Annotated in this window: 15 protein-coding genes; 7 read left to right on the plus strand and 8 right to left on the minus strand. The window is 74.1% G+C overall.

Annotation, left to right across the window (positions count from 1 at the left end):
• Positions 1-14: 14 nt before the first annotated feature.
• The gene (locus ABTX81_RS14300) at positions 15-368 is read left to right on the plus strand and encodes a CU044_2847 family protein (protein WP_350544405.1); all 354 of its coding nucleotides are present in this window, start codon (positions 15-17) and stop codon (positions 366-368) included.
• A gap of 73 nt (positions 369-441) precedes the next feature.
• Here ABTX81_RS14300 and ABTX81_RS14305 read toward each other — a convergent pair whose 3' ends face one another.
• Entirely contained in the window at positions 442-1,782 is a 1,341-nt protein-coding gene (locus ABTX81_RS14305) for a GH1 family beta-glucosidase (protein ID WP_350544407.1), read from the minus strand.
• Positions 1,783-1,893: 111 nt separating this feature from the next.
• The gene (locus ABTX81_RS14310) at positions 1,894-2,457 is read right to left on the minus strand and encodes a hypothetical protein (RefSeq protein ID WP_350544409.1); all 564 of its coding nucleotides are present in this window, start codon (positions 2,455-2,457) and stop codon (positions 1,894-1,896) included.
• A gap of 162 nt (positions 2,458-2,619) precedes the next feature.
• On the opposite strand from ABTX81_RS14310, the gene ABTX81_RS14315 reads away from it, so the two are divergent.
• From ABTX81_RS14315 to ABTX81_RS14325, 3 genes are all read left to right on the plus strand, one after another.
• A complete protein-coding gene (locus tag ABTX81_RS14315; protein ID WP_350544411.1) occupies positions 2,620-3,297 on the plus strand; it encodes a TetR/AcrR family transcriptional regulator in 678 nt (225 codons plus the stop codon).
• A gap of 127 nt (positions 3,298-3,424) precedes the next feature.
• Positions 3,425-3,619, plus strand: a complete 195-nt coding sequence (locus tag ABTX81_RS14320) for a DUF1918 domain-containing protein (protein ID WP_350544413.1) — start codon at positions 3,425-3,427, stop codon at positions 3,617-3,619.
• A gap of 47 nt (positions 3,620-3,666) precedes the next feature.
• The gene (locus ABTX81_RS14325) at positions 3,667-5,553 is read left to right on the plus strand and encodes a SpoIIE family protein phosphatase (protein WP_350544415.1); all 1,887 of its coding nucleotides are present in this window, start codon (positions 3,667-3,669) and stop codon (positions 5,551-5,553) included.
• Between the two features lies 1 nt (position 5,554).
• On the opposite strand, the gene ABTX81_RS14330 is transcribed toward ABTX81_RS14325, so the two are convergent.
• Positions 5,555-6,307 (minus strand): PIG-L deacetylase family protein, encoded by a 753-nt coding sequence (locus tag ABTX81_RS14330; RefSeq protein WP_350544417.1) that lies wholly within the window; start codon positions 6,305-6,307, stop codon positions 5,555-5,557.
• A gap of 81 nt (positions 6,308-6,388) precedes the next feature.
• The gene (locus ABTX81_RS14335; protein WP_350544419.1) at positions 6,389-6,517 is read right to left on the minus strand and encodes a hypothetical protein; all 129 of its coding nucleotides are present in this window, start codon (positions 6,515-6,517) and stop codon (positions 6,389-6,391) included.
• A gap of 130 nt (positions 6,518-6,647) precedes the next feature.
• On the opposite strand from ABTX81_RS14335, the gene ABTX81_RS14340 reads away from it, so the two are divergent.
• Positions 6,648-8,639, plus strand: coding sequence for an FUSC family protein (locus tag ABTX81_RS14340; RefSeq protein WP_350544421.1), 1,992 nt, complete (start codon positions 6,648-6,650; stop codon positions 8,637-8,639).
• Between the two features lie 76 nt (positions 8,640-8,715).
• Here ABTX81_RS14340 and ABTX81_RS14345 read toward each other — a convergent pair whose 3' ends face one another.
• Together ABTX81_RS14345 and ABTX81_RS14350 are read right to left on the minus strand one after the other, a co-directional pair.
• On the minus strand, positions 8,716-13,587 hold the full coding sequence (locus ABTX81_RS14345; RefSeq protein WP_350544423.1) for a LamG-like jellyroll fold domain-containing protein: 4,872 nt from the start codon (positions 13,585-13,587) through the stop codon (positions 8,716-8,718).
• A 274-nt stretch (positions 13,588-13,861) separates the two neighbouring features.
• Positions 13,862-15,340, minus strand: coding sequence for an amidase (locus tag ABTX81_RS14350; RefSeq protein WP_350544425.1), 1,479 nt, complete (start codon positions 15,338-15,340; stop codon positions 13,862-13,864).
• Positions 15,341-15,567: 227 nt separating this feature from the next.
• Here ABTX81_RS14350 and ABTX81_RS14355 point away from each other — a divergent pair, with 227 nt between their 5' ends.
• Complete coding sequence (locus ABTX81_RS14355) at positions 15,568-17,364, plus strand: glycoside hydrolase family 35 protein (RefSeq protein ID WP_350544427.1); 1,797 nt, start codon at positions 15,568-15,570, stop codon at positions 17,362-17,364.
• Between the two features lie 47 nt (positions 17,365-17,411).
• Here the strand turns inward: ABTX81_RS14355 and glmS are convergent, their stop codons facing one another.
• Positions 17,412-19,238, minus strand: coding sequence for a glutamine--fructose-6-phosphate transaminase (isomerizing) (gene glmS / locus ABTX81_RS14360; protein WP_350544429.1), 1,827 nt, complete (start codon positions 19,236-19,238; stop codon positions 17,412-17,414).
• A gap of 63 nt (positions 19,239-19,301) precedes the next feature.
• Positions 19,302-19,586, minus strand: coding sequence for a hypothetical protein (locus ABTX81_RS14365; protein ID WP_327683601.1), 285 nt, complete (start codon positions 19,584-19,586; stop codon positions 19,302-19,304).
• Positions 19,587-19,789: 203 nt separating this feature from the next.
• On the opposite strand from ABTX81_RS14365, the gene asnB reads away from it, so the two are divergent.
• Positions 19,790-21,640 carry an asparagine synthase (glutamine-hydrolyzing) gene (asnB, locus tag ABTX81_RS14370; RefSeq protein WP_350544431.1) on the plus strand — a complete coding sequence of 617 codons (1,851 nt, stop codon included), beginning with the start codon at positions 19,790-19,792 and terminating at the stop codon, positions 21,638-21,640.
• The last annotated feature ends 154 nt before the right edge of the window (positions 21,641-21,794 follow it).

A 21,794-nucleotide genomic window follows, 5' to 3' on the forward strand; every position in this document is an offset into this window, starting at 1 on the left:
GGCCAGGAGGCCACATGACCACACGTACCGAATTCGCCCTCGCGTCCGGCGCGACGCTGGTGGTCGAGAGCGAGGGCACCGGCACCGGGGTCGCGCCCGCCGGCCGGGGAGGTCTGGAGCGCGCGGGCGCCACGGTGCGGGACTCGCTGCACACCGTGGTCGACACGGCGTCCGACGTGATCGATGCGTTCCGCGCCCTGCCGCGCCGACCTGACGGGATCGAGGTCAAGTTCGGCGTCAAACTGGACGCCAGCGTCGGCGTGATCCTGGCGGGCGGCTCCACCGGCGTCCACTTCGAGGTGACGCTCCGCTGGTCGCCCGAGGATCTCGCCGCCGAGGCCGGCTCCGCGCCGGGCGACGAGGAGTGACCGCGACTGCCCGGTGCGGGCCTCGCGCCCCGCACCGGGCAGCACCTGTGCCGTCCCCGGCTGCGAGGCCCGACTACCCGCCCTGCCGCTTCCGGTGGGCGGCGATGAGGTCGCGGTACCAGGCGTAGGAGGCCTTGGGGGTGCGGCGCTGGGTGGTGAAGTCGACGTGGACGAGGCCGAAGCGCTGGTGGTAGCCCTCGGCCCATTCGTAGTTGTCGAGGAGGGACCAGGTGTAGTAGCCGCGGACGTCGGTGCCGTCGGTGATGGCGGTGGCGATGGCGTCGAGGTGGGTGGCGAGGTAGTCGATGCGGGTGGGGTCGTCGGTGGGTTCGGGGGTGGAGCAGCCGTTCTCGGTGATGGTGATCGGGGGGAGGGTGTCGGGGTAGAGGTCGCGGAGGTGGAGGAGGAGTTCGTGGAGGCCCTCGGGGAGGACGGGCCAGCCGAAGGCGGTGTGGGCGGGGGCTTCGGGGATGTCGAGGAGGGTGAAGGGGAGGGCGGGGTCGGTGGGGGCGCCGACGCGGGTGGGGTTGTAGTAGTTGACGCCGAGGCCGTCGAGGGGGGTGGCGGTGATGAGGTCGAGGTCGCCGGGGCGGACGGCGCCGTGGAGGTCGGGGCCGGTGCCGAAGGCGGTGAGGTCGGGGTAGCGGCCGAGGAGGAGGGGGTCGGTGAACAGGCGGTTGTGGAGGGCGTCGTAGGCCCGGGCGGCGGCGAGGTCGGCGGGGTCGGTGGAGGAGGGCCAGACGGGGGTGAGGTTGTTGGCGATGAGGACGTCGTGGCCGCGTTCGTGGAGGAGGGTGGCGGCCAGGCCGTGGGCGAGGAGTTGGTGGTGGGCGGCGGGGAGGGCGTCGAGCATCAGGGCGCGGCCGGGGGCGTGGATGCCGAGGGCGTAGCCGTAGACCATGTGCACGAAGGGCTCGTTGAGGGTGATCCAGGCGGGGACGCGGTCGCCGAGGCGGTCGGTGACGGCGGCGGTGTAGTCGGCGAAGCGGTGGGCGGTGTCGCGGTTCAGCCAGCCGCCGCGGTCTTCGAGGGCCTGCGGGAGGTCCCAGTGGAAGAGGGTGGGCAGCGGGGTGATGCCGGCGGCGAGGAGGGCGTCGACGAGGCGGTCGTAGAAGGCGAGGCCGGCCGGGTTGACGGCGCCCGTGCCGGCGGGCTGGATGCGGGGCCAGGCGATGGAGAAGCGGTAGCCGTCCACGCCGAGGCCGCGCATCAACTCGACGTCCTCGGGCCAGCGGTGGTAGTGGTCGCAGGCCACGGCTCCGGTGTGGCCGTCGCGGACGGCGCCGGGGCGGGCGGCGAAGGTGTCCCAGACGGACGGGCCGCGGCCGTCCTCGTCGACGGCGCCCTCGATCTGGTAGGCGGCGGTGGAGACACCCCAGCGGAAGTCCGTCGGGAGGTCGAATCGGTCCGGCATGGCAGCAGCTCCCCCTCGGGACAGAAATGTGAGGACTGCTCATGTTACTGTCCGGCGGCCCGAATGCCAGGGGATCCGCGGGATCCGGGCCGCCGGGGAGGGGGCGGGGCGTCAGGCCAGGGTCGCACCGCGCGCGTGGGCGAGGGACTCCAGGCCGTAGCGGGTGACGTGCTCGGGGTTGGCCAGGTCGATGGTGCGGATGCCCTCGGCGGCCAGGCGTTCGTTGATCTCGTCCAGGTGCTCTTGGACGAGCTGCTTCTCGGCCTCGGTGGTGCGGCCCTTGTGGGGGCGGCCGGCGTGCTCCAGGCTCGCGTAGTTGACCCGCTCGCGGGCGGCCGCCGCGCCGGCCGGCGCGCTCTGGCCCGGGACGGCGCGGACGGTCCGCTTGGCGCCGCGCAGCACCTCGGCCATCGGCGCGGCCGTGGCGAGGCGGTCGAACGCCTCGGCGGTCATGACGACGGTGTCCGGCTCGTCACCGTCCGGGTAGTGCAGCTCGACCGTCACCAGGTCGAGCGCCAGTCCCGCGACCCCGGCCAGCTCCCCGGGGAGCGCCTCGATCTCGACCGGGCCGTCCGCCAGGTCGGGGTGTTCGCGGACGACGATCCGCACCAGGTCGTCGTCGTTCTCCGCGTGCTTGCCGGTCAGGTCCGAGAACCTGATGATCTTCTGGCCCACTTGTCTTCTCTTCCTCTCCCTGCCCCTGTTGATCAGCGCAGAGCCTAGCCAAGCCGGGGACGGCGGACGGCGGACGGCGGATGGCGGACGGCCGACGGCCGACGGCCGCGAACGGCTGTCCGGGATTGGCCCGCCGAACAGCGGATGCGGCACAGTGGCCCCATGAGCGCGGACACGACGAGTCACCCGGCCACCGGGCGGACCGGCCCCGGGCGGCGACGGCCGGTGCAGCAGCGCAGCCAGGAGCGCTACGAGCGGATCCTGGACGCCTGCGCCGCGCTGCTCGACGAGGCGGGGGCGGCGGCGCTCACCACCAAGGAGGTGGCGACCCGCGCGCAGGTGCCGATCGGCACCCTCTACCAGTTCTTCGCCGGCAAGGAGGACCTGCTCGCCGCGCTCGCCGGCCGCAACCTCGACCGCTACCTGCACCGGCTCGACGCCCGGCTGCGCTCCGAGGCCCCCAGCGGCCCGGACGGGTTCACCGACCTCGCGGTGGAGGAGTTCGTCGCGATGAAGCGGACGGTCCCCGGCTTCGGGCAGGTGGACTTCGGGCTCGCCGGACCGCCCGTGCCGCACGGCGTCCACGACGACCGGTACCTGCTGGACACCGAGGTGGACAACAACACGGCGGTCGCCCTGCGGCTCCAGGCGCTGGGCGGCGAGCTCTTCGCGACGGCCGACCCGGCGGCCCTCACGCTCGGCCTGCGGGTGGCCCTGGAGGCGGCGGACGCGGTGCTCAAGCTCGCCTTCCGCGGCGACCCGCAGGGCGACCCGGCGATGATCGGCGAGTGCAAGCGGCTGGTCCGCTGCTACCTCGTCGAGCAGCTCGGCCGCCCCTGAGCGACGCCCCGGGACGGGGCGAGCCGTTGCGGGCCGGGCGTGCGGGCAGCACAGTGGAGTCAGAGGAAGGCGGCAACGGCCGGCCCGCCGGTTCCCGCCGTCCGCACACACCCCGAGGAGCAAGACCATGCACGCAGCGGTAGGTGACCAGCTCCACATCCACAGCCGGGCGGTGGGCATGGTCGACCAGAAGGGCGAGATCGTCGAGGTGCGCGGCCAGGACGGCCAACCGCCGTACGTGGTCCGCTTCGAGGACGGCCACACCGGCCTGATCTACCCGGGCCCCGACTGCAACATCGAACCCCGCGAGGCGATCCACTGACGCCACCGGCCACCGCCCCGTGCCCCTCCGGCCCGGGGCGGTGAGTCGTGCCGCTCCCCGCGGCCGCCGCCATCGCCACCGTCACCGCCTCCGTCCTCGCCGACGGCGCGCCCGCCCTGCCGGGACCGCTGGCCGCGCTCGCGCCGCTGCTGGAGCACTACGGCTACCCGGCGGTGGCCCTGTTCGTCCTGCTCGACAACTGCGGGATCCCCGCGCCCGGGCAGACCATCCTGGTGCTGGCCGCCGTCTTCGCGGGCACCGGCCACCTGGACTTCGCCTCCGTGGTGGCGATCGCCTTCACGGCGGCGGTGCTCGGCAACACCCTGGGCCACCTGATCGGCGCCACCGGCGGCCGCGCCTTCGTGCACCGCTGGGGCCGGTACGTGCTGCTCACTCCGGAGCGGATGGCCCGCGCGGAGGTGTTCTTCGACCGGCACGGCGGCAAGGTGGTGACGGTCGCCCGGTTCGTCGACGGGCTGCGGCAGACCAACGGCATCATCGCCGGGACCACCGGGATGCCCTGGCCCCGCTTCCAGGTGTTCAACGTCCTCGGCGCCGCGCTCTGGGTGGGCGTGTGGGCCGCCGTCGGGTACCTGGCCGGCGCCCATGTCGGCACGGTCTGGCGGACGGCGGTGCGCTACCAGCTGTGGCTGCTGGTCGCGCTCGGTGCCGCCGCCGTCCTGTTCGCCGTCCGCCACCTGCTGCGCGGCCGCCGGGGAAGGACCGCGCGGTCGCGGCGGGAGCGGTTGCGACGGCCGCCCCGGCCGGTGAGCCTGGGAACGATCACCTGGGAGGCGAGGATGGCCGAGGTCGGGACGCACAAGGGCCGCGGGCCCGAGGCTGCGCAGCGGGCGCCCGCCGACCGGACCGTCGTCCTCGGCGTCCTGGGAGCCACCGCGCTGGCCCTGGGCGCGCAGGCGGCGGGCGGCACCAGCGCCCGGCTCGTCCTGCTGCTGGTGTTCGTCCCCGCGCTGCTGGCCGGTCTGGGCACGCTCGCCCAGACCGTCGGCGCCGCGATCTGGGTCACCGCCGTCATCGTCGTCAGCTCGGCGTTCTTCCCGCCGGAGTCGATCAACGGCCGGGCGCTGACGGTGGCCACCGTCGTCGGCGCCTCGGTCGTCGCCGTGCTGCTCTGCTCCCGCCGGATCCGGCGGGAGCACGAACTCCACCGGATGCGGCAGAGCGCCGTCGCCCTCCAGCGCCAACTCCTGCGCCCGCTGCCCGCGCTGACCTCCGACGTGCTGCTCCACGGCCGCTACCGGCCGATCGAGGAGGACGCCATGGTCGGCGGCGACCTCTACGACATCGCCGAGACGCCCTACGGCACCCGGGTCGTCATCGGTGATGTCCAGGGCAAGGGGCTGCCCGCGATCGGCACCGGCTTCGCCGTGCTCGGCGCGTTCCGCGAGGCGGCCTTCCGCGAGCCCGCGCTCACCGACGTCGCCCTCGCCCTGGAGAACGCGGTCACCCGGCACAACGCGTACGCGGCGCAGAGCGGCGAGGCCGAGCGCTTCGTCACCGCGACCGTGTTCTGCGTGGACCGCGGCATCGGCGTGCAGGCCGTCAACTGCGGCCACCTCGCCCCGTACCTGCTGGTCGGCGAGCACGCGGAGGCCGTCCCGCTGACGGCCGGCGTGCCGCTCGGGCTCGCCGACCTCGCCGGGGAGGTGCGAACCGTCCAGTGGTTCGACCTCCCCGCCGACGGGACGCTGCTGCTGCTCACCGACGGGGTCACCGAGGCCCAGGACGGCGACGGCGCCTTCTACCCGGTCGACCAGCGGCTCGGCGCGCTGCGCGACCACACCCCGGACCGGCTCCCGGAGGCCATCGACGAGGACGTCGGCCGCCACAGCCGCGGCCGCCGGCGGGACGACCTCACGATCCTCGCCCTGCGCCGCAACCCCTCCGCGGGGCTGGTGGACCGGGGCGCGTAGATCAGCTCAGCGGGAAGACCTCGAAGGCGACGGCGAAGCGCGTCCCGAGGCGGGTGCCCGCGCTGCGGCCGGCGCCCTCCAGGAAGCCGCGGGCGTCCGCCATCGCGCCGCCGAGGCCGGCCAGGTACGCCTTGTGCGCCTCCAGCGAGGCGACGCCCCGGTCGAAGGTGTCGGTGGTGTCCACCGCGTGCGCGGACTCGGGCGAGGACGCCGCCCAGATCTGCCGGACCCCGTTCCACGGCTCGTGGCCCTCGTCGACCAGCTCGCGGAAGACCCAGCGGTTGCCGGCGTCCCGCACCGCGTCCAGGGTGGCCCGGCCGACGGCGATGTGGTCGGCCTGGTTGAGGAAGACCCCGCCCCAGGTGTCGCGGAAGTTGCTGGTGACGACGATGTCCGGGCGGTGCCGGCGGACGGCGCGGGCGATGTCGCGGCGCAGCGGCAGGCCGTACTCGACGACGCCGTCCGGGTGGCCGAGGAACTCCACGGTGTCGACGCCGACGACGGCGGCGGAGTCGATCTGCTCGGCCTCGCGCAGCGGGCCGCACTGCTCGGGGGCCATGCCGTCGATGCCGGCCTCGCCGCTGGTGACCATCACATAGACGACCTTCTTGCCCTGGGCCGTCCACCGGGCGACGGCGGCGGCGCCGCCGTACTCCATGTCGTCGGGGTGGGCGACGACCACCAGGGCGGTCTGCCAGTCCTCGTCGACGGGCTGGAACGGCGCGGGAGCCTGCTGCTCGGGCTGCTCGGTCATGGTGGTGCTGCCTCTCCGTGATGCCGGTGCGGCGGTGCCGTCACCGGTGTGTGCGGTCGTGCGGTCGTACCGGACGCGACTCTAGAAGATCACCGGACCGGCCGCCTGGTCGGTGTCCGGGCCGGGCAGGTGGCGCCGGATGACGGCGGACAGCTCCTCGTTGACGGGCCGGGTCGGCCCGCCGCAAGCAGGGCAGGGCGGGCGCGCCATAGGCCAGGTGGGCGCGGGTGGGTGCCACGGCCGGGGCGGGACGGGATCGAGGTGGGGGCGGGCATGCCGGCGGGGGAACGGGGGCGTGCCGTGGGCGTGGTGGGGCGGGTGGGCGCCGTAGGTTGACGGCATGGCACAGGACGCGCCGGGTGGCCGGCTCTCCCCTCCGAAGTGGCTGACGGCCGGGATGCGGCCGCAGCCGGCCCCGGTGCCGTGGGCGGCGGTGGCACGGGCCGCCGTGGGACTGGCGGTGCCGCTGGCCGTCGGGCTGGCGGCGGGGCAGCCGGCGTACGGGGCGCTGGCGTCGATGGGCGCGCTGTCCGCCGTCATCGGCGACACCGCCGACGCCTACCGGATGCGGGTCTTCAACATCGCCGTGCCGCAACTGTTCGGCGCCGCGGGCGTCGCCCTCGGCGCCCTGGTGTTCGGGCGCGACTGGACGGCCGTCGCCGTCCTGACGCTGGTCGCGCTGGTCTCCGGGATGATCTCCTCGATCGGCTCGGTCGCCTCCGTCTCCGGTCTGCTGCTCCTGCTCAACGCCGTCGTCGGGGCCGGCCTGCCGATGCCGCACCCCTGGTGGAAGGCGCCGCTGCTGCTGCTCGCCGGCGGGGCGGTGGTCCTGCTGCTCACCCTGTTCGCCTGGCCGGTGCGCGGCGGTGTGCCCGAACGGTCGGCGGTGGCCGACTGCTACCGGACGGTCGCCGCGTTCGTCCGCGCCGCCGGCACCCCGGAGCACGACGAACGCCGGCTGGCCGTCACCCAGTCGCTCAACTCCTGCTACGACCTGCTGCTCGCCCACCGCACCCGCCGGCACGGCCGCTCCCCCGGGCTGGCCCGGCTGATCGGCCGGCTCAACGCGCTGATACCGGTCGTCGAGGCGGCCTCCGCCGCGAAGCTGCGCCCGGCGGCCCGGCTCGGCCCGCTGCCGGAGGCCTACCCGGCCGCCGTCCTCGCCCTCGCCGACGCCGTCGAACGCGGCCGGGCCGCCACCGCCCCGGGCGAGGACCCCGCCGCCTTCCTCGGGCTTCCGGCACCCACCGGGCCCTCGGAACGCGCGCTGGACCAGGCCCTGCGGTACGCGGCCGCCGTCTGTGCCGAGCCCGGGTCCGCCGACGCCGCCCCCGACCGGCTCGGACGCCCCGCCGCCCCCGGCGAGCGGGCCCGGCGCACCGCGCGGGCGGCGCTGCTCTCCGGCGCGTCCTGGCGGTACGGCCTGCGGCTGGCGCTCTGCATCGGCCTGGCCCAGGCGCTGGTCTCGGTGCTGCCGGTGCCCCGCTCGTACTGGGTCGCGCTGACCGTCACCTTCGTCCTGAAGCCGGACTTCGGCTCGGTGTTCTCGCGCGCCGTGCTGCGTGCCTTCGGGACGGCGCTCGGGCTGCTGATCGCCATCCCGGTGCTCGCCGAGGTGCCGCGCGGCTGGTGGGACGTGCCGACCGTCGCACTGCTGGCCACGCTGATCCCGGCGTTCTCGGCGAAGGGCTACGCCTTCCAGACGGCGGCCATCACGCCGGTCATCCTGCTGCTCTCCGACCTGCTCAACCACCAGGGCTTCGGGCTGGTGCTGCCCCGGCTGTACGACTCGCTGATCGGCTGCGAGATCGCGCTGCTGGCCGGCTACCTGTGCTGGCCGGAGTCCTGGCACACCCGGATCGGCGACCGGCTGGCCGACGCGGTCGCGGACACCTCGGCCTATGTGGCCCTGGCCTTCTCCGCCGCACCCGGACGCGACCAGCCGTCCCGGCCGCGCCGGCGCCGGCGGCTCTACCGGGACCTCTCGGCGGTCCGCTCGGAGTTCCAGCGCGCGCTCACCGAGCCGCCGCCGACCGGCACCCGGGCGGCGGCGTGGTGGCCGCTGGTGATCGCGGTGGAACGGGTGGTGGAGGCGACCACCGCCACCCGGGTCCGGGTCGAGCACGGGGTACCGGCGCCGCCGCCGCGCGAGGTCGCCGCGATCGCCGCCGACCTCGCCGCCCTGGCCGAGGCCCTGCGCACGGGCACCCCGCTGCCCGCGCCCTCCCGCGACACCGCCGAACCCTCGCCCGACACCGCCGACGACGTCCTCGGCCCGCTGCGCCGGGAGGTCCGCGCGGCCTGCGCCATCGCCTCCCCGGTCCTCGGCTGACCGGGACACGGAAGACGTCGGCCTCCGGAACCGGGGACCCGGTTCCGGAGGCCGACGTGGCCGAGCGTCAGGAAGGTCAGACGAGCTGGGTCAGCACCGGCTCGTCCGCGTCGAGCGAGGCGACGGCGGCCGGCGTGAGCGCGCTGGTCCAGGTCTGGACGTCACTGATCCGGCCCGGGAAGTGGTTGCCGTTCTTCGCCGAGCCGATGGTCAGCGGGCCGCCGGAGGCCCACGGCGTGCTGTTCACGGCGGTGGCCGCGAGCTTGCCGTTGACGTAGAGGCTCATGGTCCGGCCGACCGCGTCGTAGGTGGCCACCAGGTGGGTCCAGGTGTTCAGCGCCGGCGGGGTGCTCGCGAACGCCGCCGGGTAGGACGCGGGACCGGTCGAGTCGCTGGACGGCGAGACGAACGCCCAGGCGTTGAACGCCTTCGAGTACTGCAGGTAGAAGGCGCTCACCGCGCCGCCCGACTGGGCCGCGACGGTCGCGTAGTCGCCGGTCCCGGTCAGGTACGCCCAGGCCGAGACCGAGTAGCTCTTCGCGGTGTCGACCACCGGACCGGCGGTGGTGGCCGCCCCGGTGCCGGTCAGGCCCAGCACGGTGCCGCGGGCGGCGTCGTTGACGAAGGAGGCCCCGGTGGAGAGCGTCAGGCCGTTCGCCGGACGGATCTGGTCGCCGGCGTCGGTGAGCCTCCACCGGTCGGTGGGCCGGTGGACGTTGCCGAGCAGCACCGGGGCGCCGAACTGGGCGGTGTCGCCGGCCAGCGCGGTGACGGCCGTGGCCGGCAGCGCGGACGGCACCAGCACCACGTCGCTGACCGAGGCGGTGGCGTACTGGGCGAAGGTGCCGCCCGCCATCACCCGGCGGCCCAGCTGGACCGGCCCGGTGGCGTTCCAGTTGCCGCCGGAGAACGCGCCGGAGGCGGCCGGAACCCCGTTGACGTACAGCTGGAACTGCTTGCTGCCGGCGTCGTAGACCCCGGTCAGGTGCGACCAGGTGTTGAGCCGGGGGCTGAGGCTGCCGGTGGCCGGGCCGTAGACGGCGCTGAAGTTGTCGGCGGCGCCGTCGTCGACCGAGCGCCCGAAGGCGAAGGCGTGTGCCCAGGAGGAGTAGTAGAGCTGCAGCCCGGAGCCGTTGGCGCCGCCCTGGCTGACGAAGACCGAGGTGTTCGTCAGGTCGCCGGGCCTGACCCAGGCGGAGACGGTGTAGCTCTTGCCGGTGTCGACCGAGCCGGTGGCGCTGACCGCGTAGCCGGTGCCGCCGGACAGGTTGAGGACGGTGCCCCGGACCGGGTCGGTGCCGAGGGCCGCGCCGCCGCCCGTGGTCAGGTCGTTGGCGCGCCGGCCGTCGGTGAGGTCGGCGAGCCGCCAGCGGTCGGCGGACTGGGCGGCCGGGGTCCGGGCCCCGGGGATCCGGGTGATCTCACCGCTCGCCGACGTGGCGTACAGCTCCGGGTTGCCGTCGCCGTCGACGTCACCGGGCGAGCCGACGGTCGGCGACAGCCGGTCGCCGGCACCGAGCGCGAGGACCGGCTGGGCCGCCGGCAGCGCCTTGCCGGGCGTGGTCGCGGCCCAGACCTGCTCGGGGTTGTCGGTCAGGCAGTCCCAGAGGATCAGCTGGGTCTTGGGGGTGTTGGACGCCGCGGGGTCGGCCAGGCAGCGCCCGGACTGCGGGTTGAGCAGCGAGCCGGCGAACGGACCGGGGATCCACTTCTGGGCGCCGGTGTTGTTGCATTCCCAGAGCTGGATCGCGGCGCCGTTCCCCAGACCGCCGTGGTCCACGTCGAGGCACTTGCCGAGCAGGTGCACGGTGCCGTCGCCGCCCAGCACGGCGCTCTGGGCGTCCGTGCCGTTGCAGGAGTACATCTGCGCCGGGGTGCCGTTGGCGGTGTCCGAGCCGTTGATGTCCAGGCACATGTTCTTGCCGCCCGCGTCGAGCACGCCGGAGACCAGCGCGGCGCGGGCCGGAGCGGTGATCCGGGTGGTCGGCACGCCGGCGGCGTCGAAGGTCAGCGGGAAGCTGCTGACGGCGCCGGAGGCGTTGTCCCGGGCCCACAGGGTGGGGACGCCGTCGACCTTGCCGGGGGCGAGCAGGGTGACCCGCGACCAGTCGCCGGTGCCGATCCTCACGCCGGCGGCGAGGTTGCAGCCCGCCTGGTAGGTGCCCGGGTAGTACCAGAGCTCCTTGTTGTCGACCGTCACCAGGTCCGGCACGTCGGCCAGTTGGGCGAGCTTCCCGGGGGCCAGGATCTGGGTGACCCGGTTCCAGGTGCCGTCCGAGCCCTTGGCGGGGCAGCCCGGCGAGTTGTTGACGGGGACGACGTTCTGGGTCAGCGTGAAGTTGCCCGTGGTGCCGCCGGGGCTGTTGGCGTCGTTCTGGTACAGGTACAGCTTGTGCGTCGACTTCTGGAAGGCGAACAGGTCGTCGGCCAGTGCGGCGGTCAGGGTGCCCCGGTGGGCGACCAGGTAGTTGTTCCAGCCGGTGCCGTCGGGGCTGGTGGCCGGCGTGGAGATCGTCCGGGCCGTCTCGGTGGAACCGCCGCCCGGGACCAGCACCAGGTTGCCGTCGGTGGTGGTCGCCGCGAGGTCCGGGACCCCGTCGCCGTCCAGGTCGCCGGCGGCCACCTTGGCGTCCGGGTTGAACGGGGCGAAGAAGCTGTACTGGGCGACGGTGCCCTGGGTGTTGCCGGCCTTGTCCACGGCGCGCACGAACAGGGTGTGGGTGCCCCACTGGGCGCTGCTCACGCTGATCGGGATCTCGGCGGTCGCGGTGCCGCCGCCGCTCTGGACGGCCGGGGCGGACGGGCCGCCGACCGGGATGTTGGCGTCCAGCGAGTACTCGAAGCGGTCGATCGAGCTGCTGATGCAGCTGCCGCGGGTGCAGCCGCCGGGCACCGGGTCGCCGGCGGTGACCTTCACCTTGGCCCCGGTGTCACCGGCGCGGCCGCTGGGCGCCTTGTCGCTGCCGAGCGGCGGGAAGGCCGCGTTGTCGGCGATCGACGGGATGCTCGGCGGGGTCAGGTCGACGTTGAAGTAGCAGTACGGCGAGCCGGGGCTGTTCAGCGTGCCGTCGGTGGCGAGCATGTTCCAGCCGTACTGGTGGCCGTCCTCGACGGTGAAGCCGATGTTGTCGTAGACGGTGCCCCAGTTGCCGACCCAGCCGCTCCACGGCCAGGACTTCGTCAGCGGGTTGCCGCCGCCGTCGTTGGACATGTTGTCCCAGACGTGCGCCATGGCCTGCAGGTTGACGCCGCTCATCTTGGTGGAGAGCCGGGCGTTCAGCGTGATGTCCGAGGCGGCGCCGGTGGTGCCGGTGTTGCCGATCCAGCCGATGTTCCCGTCGCAGCCGTTGCCGTTCGGGTTGTGCGGGCTCGGGCTGACGCTGATCATGTCCGGCGTGTTGGGCGCGATGTCGAACACCGTGACCACGTACGGGTTGGTGCTGAAGCGCATGAAGTCGTTGTTGTTCGACGACTTGGTCTCGTTGCCGAAGATGCCGACGGTCCAGTTGCCGTAGTAGCCGACGAGCTTCTGCATCTGGCCGGTCACGTTGAAGACGGCCTCGTGGTTGCCGCAGTGGTTGGAGATGTTGGAGCTCTTCGGGTACTGCGTGCCGCCGAGCCAGCCGTCGCCGGTCACCCAGGGCTGCTTGGTCCACTTGGTGTCCGACGCGAGCTCGCTGACGGTGGCCAGCGACACCGGCGCGGTGTGCTGGCAGTCGAAGACCGCGCCGTAGGTCTCGGTGATGTGGAACTCCGACTTGGAGACCACCATGTCACTGGTCAGGTTGCTGGTGTCGAGCTGGTAGAACGACCGGTATAGCCCCTGGCAGTCGTCCCAGTGCTGGTAGCCGACGCCCTGGCCGTTGTCCTGCGGGGTGTCGTAGGCCACGGTGCTCGGGCAGCCCTCGCGGACCGTGGCGTAGTGGCTGGTGCCGTTGGTCACCGGACTGACCGAGGGGTCGATGTACAGCGGCCAGACGGTGTCCGGGCCGGTGAGCAGCCCGGCGTCGGGGGTGAGGGTCAGGGCGTCGGCCCCGGCCGTCACCGCGATCCGCTTGAGCTTGGCGCCGGTGCCGGGCTCGCGCTCGGTGGAGCGGGTGGGGGCGGGCATCCCGGCGGCGGGGGCCTCGTCGTCCCGGGCCGCGTTGCGCGCGGCGCCCTTGGGCGCCTGGGCGGGCGCCGGCGCCTGGGCCGCGGAGTCCCACATCACGGGGGTCGGGGCGGCGAACACCCGCGTCCCGTCCGCCGCCGTCGCGGTGACCGCGCCCTCCTGGTCGGCGGCGACGGTCAGCCCCTCGCTGGTGCCGACCGCGAGCTTCAGGGACGCCAGCGCCGGGTTGGCGGCGGCCGTGGCGTCGTGGACCACGAGGACCTCGCGCAGGCCGCCCTGGTCGTCGGCGATGACCTTGAGGTCGACGCCGGGCAGCACGCCGCCGTAGGTCGCGTTGTCGCCCGAGACGGTCGGGGCGGGCAGGGCGACCGGGAAGGTCAGGGAGAGCCGGCGGCCCTTGGCGTCGGTGAGCGTGGCCAGCGGACCGGAACCGCCGCCGGACAGCGCCAGCCCGGACGGCGTCGCCCGCGGCGAGAAGGTGCCGTCGCCGTTGCGGTCCAGCGTGGCGTCCAGCCCGGCCCAGGCGCCGTGGCGCTTCACCCGGGCCGGCCGGACGTGGCTGGTCAGGGTGAAGCTGCCGTCCTCGTTGGCCACGGTCTGCGAGGTCGCGGAGGTCAGCTCCTCGACGGTGACCGGCTTGTGCTCCTTGCGCGCCCGGTCGGAGGCCGCCTTCATCGGCGACGCCGGGGGCGCCGGCGAGGCGGGCGGCGCCGGCCGGGCGTCGGCCAGGGCCGGGCCGGCGGTGCCGAGTATCAGGCCGGCGAGCGCCGCCGTCAGTGCGAGCCGGCGTGCCGGCGCTCGCGTCCCCCTGATCGGGACGCGGGTGTTCTCCCCCACGAAATGATCCTTCTGCTGTGAATGCTGCCCGCTGAACCGTGGGATTTCACAACCCCCCCTGCGGGCAGTGGATTTGGCAATATCCGCGATCGCCGGCCCCGCCCGTCCGGGCAAGCCGCCGGGTCGGGCGAAGATGCTGTGAACGGCGTGACCGCCGGGGAAGGGTATGGCTGGTGATGCCCGTGTGGCAATACGGTTCGCCCTGGCCCGGGGCGGTGCCGCATGACGTCACATCAGCTGCCGGCCATTCAAAAACGGTTCATAGGGGGATGATTCACAATGCGCGGGAAACGTCGTTTCCCCCGTCCTTCCCGGGGACGTCGCGCAAGGTTCCTCGCGAGGTTTCCCGGTCCTGGATCCGCCGCCAGGGCCGGTCCGCCTCCAGGGCGAACGCCAGCTCCAGGAGCACCCGTTCCTCGCCGTGGGCGGCCGACAGGTGGACGCCGATCGGCAAGCCCTCCGGGCTCGCGCCGACCGGCAGGGCCATCGCGGGGCCGCCGGTGACGTTGTTGACCGGGGTGAAGGCGACATAGCGGGTGAGCCGCTCGATCAGCTCGTCGAACGCCACGTTCGGGCTCAGGTGGCCGATCGGCGGCGCGACGTGCGCCAGCACCGGCGAGAGGATCGCGTCATGGGCGCGGAACAGGCCCGCGTACGTCCGCTCGGCCGCGCGCAGCCGCCGCACCACTCCCGGCACCCGGGCGTACTCGCGGTGGAAGAGCCGCCGCAGGCCGGTGGTGAGCCCGTCGAGCCCGGCCGCCCGGAAGCCGGGGTCGACGACCAGCCGGCCGGTGGCGGCGATCAGGAAGGCGATGTAGCCCCAGTAGAGGATGAAGTCGCGGGAGAACTCCTCCCCGAACGGCAGCCGGACCGGCGTCACCTCGTGGCCCAGGGCGGCGAGCCGGGCGGCCGTCTCCTCGACCGCCGCCCGGGTCGGCCCGTCGGTGGGCGCCGTCGGCGAGTCCAGCACCAGGCCGATCCGCAGCCGGCCCGCGCCGGGACCCTCGACGAGGCCGAGCGGGGGCAGCGCGGGGTTGCGGTGGTGGTGTTCGGCGGCGGCGAAGAACGCGGCGGTGTCGCGGACGGAGCGGGTCAGCACGCCGTCGGTGACCAGGTCGACGGGCAGCCGGCGGCCCTGGGCGTTGGGCACCAGCCGGCCGCGGGTGGGCTTGAGGCCGACCAGGCCGCAGCAGGCGGCGGGGATCCGGATCGAGCCGCCGCCGTCGTTGGCGTGCGCGACCGGGACGACACCGGAGGCCACCAGCGCGGCCGCGCCGCCGGAGGAGGCACCCGCGGAGTGCGAGGTCAGCCAGGGGTTGCGGACGGGGCGGGCGGCGGCGAACTCGGTGGAGGCGTTGAGGCCGAACTCGGGCAGCCGGGTCTTGCCGAGCACGGACAGGCCGGTGCCGAGGAACTGCTCGGCGAAGCCGGCGGTGCGGCGGGCGGGCTTGGCGCGGAAGGCCGAACTGCCCTGGCCGGTGGGCATGCCGCGCAGGTCGGTGTTGTCCTTGAGGTAGCTGGGCACGCCGTACAGCGGCGCGTCGGACCCGGCGCCGTGCGCGCTCCGCGGCCGCCCGTACGCGGCGAAGGCGACCGGGGCGAGCGCCGCGTCGACCCGTCCGGCGCGGGCCGCGGCGGCGGCCGCCAGCTCGGCGGGGCTCACCTCGCCGGCCCGCACCAGGGCGGCCAGCGCCACCGCGTCGTGCTCCCCCAGCGCGTCGTCCCCGTAGGCGTGCACCCGCTCGTCGGCCATCGGACTCCCCATCCCTGCCAGTCGGTGACGGATACGTACCTACCCGCCGGTAATGCCGTGCGAGCTGAGCAGTCTAGGGCCGGCCGATCGAGCGGAACAGCCCCGCGTGGCGTGGGCACGATCGCCGCCCACCGCCCGTTCCGTCCTGCGACGCTACTGGAATCCCGACCGCCGGCCCGACCCCCGGCGGCCCGCGTCACCACCGTCACCACCGAAAGCTGGCCCGCATGATCGAGCTCGACTTCGACGACAACGGCTTCCGCCGCAACGGCGCGCCGCACCGCATCGTCTCCGGCGCGCTGCACTACTTCCGGGTCCACCCCGGGCTGTGGGACGACCGGCTGGCCCGCCTGCGCGCCCTGGGCGTCAACACGGTGGACACCTACATCCCCTGGAACTTCCACGAACTCCCCGGCGGCGAGGTGGACTTCACCGGCTGGCGGGACATCGCCCGGTTCGTCCGGCTGGCCGAGCGGCACGGCCTCGACGTCATCCTGCGCCCCGGCCCGTACATCTGCGCCGAATGGGAGTTCGGCGGCCTGCCGGCCCGGCTGCTGGCGGTGGACGGGATCCGGCTGCGCAGCTCCGACCCCGCCTTCCTCGCCGCGGTGGACGGCTGGTTCGACGCGCTGGTGCCCGAGCTGCTGCCGCTGCTGGGCAGCCGGGGCGGCCCGGTGGTGGCCGTCCAGGTGGAGAACGAGTACGGGAGCTACGGCAACGACGCCGCCTACCTGGCGCACCTGCGCGACGGCCTGCTCGCCCGCGGGGTGGACTGCCTGCTGTTCACCGCCGACGGCTCCGAGGACTTCATGCAGCAGGGCGGCGCGATCCCGGGCCTGCTGGCCACCGCCACCTTCGGCTCCCGCGCGCCCGAGCGCTTCGAGGTGCTGCGCCGCCGGCAGCCCCGAGGACCGCTGGCGGCCATGGAGTTCTGGATCGGCTGGTTCGACCGGATCGGCGATCCGCACCACGTCCGGGACGCCAAGGAGGCCGCGGAGTCGCTGGACGAGCTGCTGGCCTCCGGCGCCTCGGTGAACCTCTACATGGCGCACGGCGGCACCAACTTCGGCTTCTGGGCGGGCGCCAACCACTCCGGCACCGGCCCGGACACCGCCGGCTTCGAGCCGACCACCACCAGCTACGACTACGACGCGCCGATCGGCGAGGCGGGCGAGCTGACCGAGAAGTTCCACACCCTGCGCGCCGTCATCGGCACCTACGTGCCCCTCCCGGACGGTGAACTCCCCGCCCCGCCGCCCCGGTTGGCGCCGCGCCGGCTCGACCGCGCGACCGGCCGGGCCCGGCTGCTCGACTCCCTCGACGCCCTCTCCACGCCCGCCCACCGCCCGACCCCGGAGCCGATGGAGCGCCTCGGCCAGTCGCTGGGCCTCATCCACTACCGCACCCGTGTCCCCGGCCCGCGCCCCGCGCTCCCGCTGCGGATCGACGGCATCGGCGACCGCGCCCAGGTCTTCGCCGACGGCCGCCCGCTCGGCGTCCTCGACCGCAACGACCCGGGCCGCACCCTCCCGCTGGCCACCGGCCCCGCCGGCGTCACCCTCGACATCCTGGTCGAGGCCCTGGGCCGGGCCAACTACGGACCGAACATGGACGACCGCAAGGGCATCCGGCGCGGCGTCTCGCACGAACGCCAGCGCCTGCACACCTGGGAGATCCGCCCGCTGCCGCTCGGCGACCTCACCCCGCTGACCTTCCACGACGCCCTCGGAGCCACCGACGGCGACCCCGTCTTCCACCGCTTCGAGACCGATCTCGACGCCCCCGCCGACGCCTTCGTCGCCCTCCCGGGCTGGGGACGCGGCCTGCTCTGGCTGAACGGCTTCCTGCTCGGCCGCTACACCCACGAGGGCCCCCAGCGCACCCTCTACGCCCCCGGCCCGCTCTGGCGGCCGGGCCGCAACACCCTGGTCGTCCTGGAACTCGCCCGGCACGGCGAGTCGCTGGAGCTGCGCGACGAGCCGGACCTCGGAACCACCACCCGCGCCCCCAGCGCCGACTACTGAGCCCGCACCGGGGGCCCGGGAGCGTCGCCCGCCCGGGCCCCCGGGGACTACTCGACGGTGACGCTCTTGGCGAGGTTGCGCGGCTTGTCCACGTCGCGCTTCAGGGCGACGGCGGCGTGGTAGGCGAGCAGCTGGAGCGGGATGTTGAGGAGCAGCGGGTCCAGCTCGGGCTCGCTCTTGGGGACCAGGACGCAGTGGTCGGCGAGCCTGGCCTCGGGGCGGCGGTGCGCGATGGCGAGGATCCGCCCGGCGCGGGCCTTGATCTCACCGAGGGTGGTGAGGTTCTTGTCGAGCAGTTCGTCGTCCGGGACGAGGGCGACGGTGGGCAGCTCGGGGCTGATCAGCGCCAGCGGGCCGTGCTTGAGCTCGCTCGCCGGGTAGGCCTCGGCGTGCACGTAGGAGATCTCCTTGAGCTTCTGCGCGCCCTCGCGGGCGACCGGGTAGCCGCGCACCCGGCCGATGAACATCATCCCGGTGGAGTCGGCGTACTCGGCGGCGAGCGCGGCGATCCCGTCGCCCTGGGCGAGGACCTCGCGGATCTGGCCGGGCAGCGCCTTGAGGGCGGAGACGATCCGGCGGCCGTCGGCGGGCGAGAGGTCGTGGATCCGGCCGAAGTGCAGGGCGAGCAGCGCGAAGGCGACGACCGTGGAGGTGAACGCCTTGGTGGAGGCGACCGAGATCTCCGGTCCGGCGTGCAGGTAGATGCCGCCGTCGCACTCCCGGGCGATGGCGCTGCCCACGGTGTTGACGACGCCGAGCACCCGGCCGCCCTTGCGCTTGACCTCCTGGACGGCGGCGAGGGTGTCGTAGGTCTCGCCGGACTGGCTGACCGCTATGTACAGGGTGTCGGCCTCGATCACCGGGTTGCGGTAGCGGAACTCGGAGGCGGGCTCGCTGTGCGCGGGGATCCGGGCCAGCTCCTCGATCAGCTGGGCGCCCATCTCGCCGGCGTAGTAGGCGGAGCCGCAGCCGAGGATCTTGACCCGGCGGATCTCACGCAGCTCGCGGGCGTCCAGGTTGAGGCCGCCGAGGTGGGCGGTGGCGAACCGCTCGTCGAGGCGGCCGCTGAGGGTGCGCTCGACGGAGCCGGGCTGCTCGTGGATCTCCTTGAGCAGGAAGTGCTCGTAGCCGCCGGTGTCGTAGGAGTCGATCTCCCAGTCGACGGTGGACGGCTGGCGGTGGGTGGTGCGGGCGTCCTCGGTGAAGGTGCGGAAGCCGTCGGCGCGCACGGTGGCCAGCTCGCCGTCCTCCAGGTGGACGACCTGGCGGGTGTAGCGGACCAGGGCGGAGACGTCGGAGGCGACGAACATCTCCTTCTCGCCGATGCCGAGCACGATCGGGCTGCCGTTGCGGGCGACCACGATGCGGTCGGGCTGCTCGGCGTCCAGGACGGCGATGCCGTAGGTGCCGACCACCTTGCCGAGGGCGGCGCGCACGGCGTCCTCCAGCTCGCCGCCCTCGGCGGCGTGGGCGGCGACGAGGTGGGCGAGCACCTCGGTGTCGGTCTCGGAGCGGAAGACGGCGCCGTCGGCGGCGAGCCGCACGCGCAGCTCGTCGGCGTTCTCGATGATGCCGTTGTGGACGACGGCGATGCGCCCGGCGTTGTCCAGGTGCGGGTGGGCGTTGGCGTCGCTGGGGACGCCGTGGGTGGCCCAGCGGGTGTGGCCGATGCCGGTGGTGCCCTTGAAGCGGGCGGGGATGTCGGCGGCGAGATCGGCGACCCGGCCCTTGACCTTGCGGACCTTGATGCCACCGGTGCGTCCGGCGACGGCGACGCCGGCCGAGTCGTAGCCGCGGTACTCCAGCCGGGCGAGGCCCTCCAGCAGGAAGGGCGTCGCGTCCTTGGGGCCGGTGTAGGCCACGATTCCGCACATGGTGGACTCCTTGGTTCCGTGATGACGAGGGGCGGCCGGCCGACAAGACCCGAACGCGGGCGGTCAGCCGTAGACGATCCGGCGCAGCTGGCGGGCCGAGAGCCCGGGCGCCGCGACCCGGCGGGCCGGGAGCTCCTCGGCGAGCCGGGCGAAGATGCGCTCGTTGGTCAGGCCGCGTGCCTGCAGCTCGCCGTGGCGGCGGCGGACGTACTCCTCGGTGGTCTCGGAGAAGTACGCCAGCACCTCCGCCACCACCCGCGCCGCCTCCCGGGGCCCGAGCGGGCTGGTCCGGGTGAGGTGGGCGAGCAGGTCTTCGTGAGGGTGCGAGGGACCGGGCGAGCTGGACACGAGTGGGGAGCCTAGGCGTCCCGCCGTCGAAAGATCAAAGATCCTGCCCGATTTCGGGCAGGATCCGGTCGCGTTCGAAGAATGAACAGGGGTCTTGTAGCCGCCCCGAGTGACCACGTAGCGTGATGACTTGCTCACACACCGGGGGGCCGGGGGAGGAACGGGAGCGTCGGAAGAGTGTCGGAAGAACCGGAGGCTTGCTGATGTGCGGGATCACCGGGTGGGTCGCCTACGAACGCGACCTGACCCTCGAGCACGCGGTGCTCGGGGCCATGACGGACACCCAGCTCTGCCGCGGCCCGGACGCCGGCGGCGTCCGTCTGGAGCGGCACGCCGCGCTCGGCCACCGGCGCCTCGCCGTGATCGACCTGGAGGGCGGCGTCCAGCCGATGACGGCCGAGCACGACGGCCGGCTGCTGGCCGCCCTCAGCTACAGCGGGGAGGTGTACAACCACCGCGAACTGCGTGCCGAGCTGGAGGCCGCCGGGCACCGCTTCCGCACCCGCAGCGACACCGAGGTGGTGCTGCGCGCCTACCTGGAATGGGGCGAACACCTGGCCGAACGGCTCAACGGCATGTTCGCCTTCGCCGTCTGGGACGCCCGCACCGAGGAGCTGCTGCTGGTCCGCGACCGGATGGGCGTCAAGCCGCTGCACTACCACCCGACACCGGACGGCGTGGTCTTCGGCTCCGAGCCGAAGGCCCTGCTCGCCCACCCCGCCGTGAGCCCGGTGGTCGACCTGGACGGGCTGCGCGAACTGCTCACGCTGACCCGCACCCCGGGGCGCACCCCGTACCGGGGCATCGCCGAGGTCCAGCCCGGCCATGTCGTCCGGGTCCGGCGCCAGGGCCTCACCGTCCGGCGCTACTGGGCGCTGGAGGCCCGCGAGCACACCCAGGACCTCGCCACCACGATCACCACCGTCCGGGCACTGCTGGAGGACATCGTCCACCGCCAGCTGGAGTCCGACGTACCGCTCTGCTCGCTGCTCTCCGGCGGCCTGGACTCCAGCGCGGTCACCGCCCTGGCCGCCCGGACGCTGCGCGCCGCCGGCGCCGGCCCGGTCCGCTCCTTCGCCGTCGCCTTCAGCGGCCAGTCCGAGCACTTCGCCCCGGACCCCGTCCGCACCACCCTGGACGGCCCGTACGCGGAGCTGCTCGCCCGGCACGTGGGCGCCGACCACCGGGTGATCGAGCTGGACACCGCCGCCCTCGGCGCCCCGGCCCAGCGGCTCGCCACCCTGCGCGCCCGGGACCTGCCGGGCGGCGTCGGCGACATGGACGCCTCGCTGCTGCTGCTCTTCCGCGGGGTGCGCGAGCGCTCCACGGTGGCGCTGTCCGGCGAGTCCGCGGACGAGCTGTTCGGCGGCTACCGCTGGTTCCACGACCCACGGCTGGTGCACGCCGACGACTTCCCGTGGGCGGCCGTGCTGAGCAGCCTCGGCGGCAGCGGCAGCGGACCGCGCGAGCAGCTGCTCGACCGGGAGCTGCTCGGCAAGCTCGACCTGCCCGGCTACCGCCGGGCGCGCTACCGGGAGGCCCTCGCCGAGGTCCCGCACCTGCCGCACGCCGACCCGTTCGAACGGCGGATGCGGGAGGTGTCGTACCTCAACCTGACCCGCTTCGCCCGCATCCTGCTGGACCGCAAGGACCGGATGAGCATGGCCACCGGCCTGGAGGTGCGGGTGCCGTACTGCGACCACCGGCTGGTGCAGTACGTCTTCAACGCGCCGTGGTCGATGAAGCACTTCGACGGCCGGGAGAAGAGCCTGCTGCGCGCCGCCGTGCGCGACGTGCTGCCGGCCGAGGTCGCCGACCGGATGAAGAGCCCGTACCCGATCGTGCAGGACCCCCGCTACCCGCAGCTGCTGCGCGGCGAGCTCGCCGCGCTGGCCGCCGACCCCGGCTCCCCCGCCCTCGCCCTGCTGGACCAACGGGCGGTGTCCGACGCGCTCGCGCCCGACACCGACCCGCAGACGGTCCGGCTGGCGACCGATCTGGCCCTGGACCTCGACGCGTGGCTGACGGAGTACCAGGTCCGCCTGGAGCTCTGAGCGACCCCGTCCCCGGGCGTCGCGAGCACCGCGCCGGCCGGGGGCGGGCCACGGTCCGTGACCGGTCGCCAACCCGGCTCGTTGACCGGGCGGGACGTGCGATAGCGTCGCCGACACCTCCCGAATGGCGGTCGATAACACGGAATCCCAAGCC

It is taken from the genome of Kitasatospora sp. NPDC097605 (genome assembly GCF_040302725.1).
Lineage (GTDB): Bacteria > Actinomycetota > Actinomycetes > Streptomycetales > Streptomycetaceae > Kitasatospora.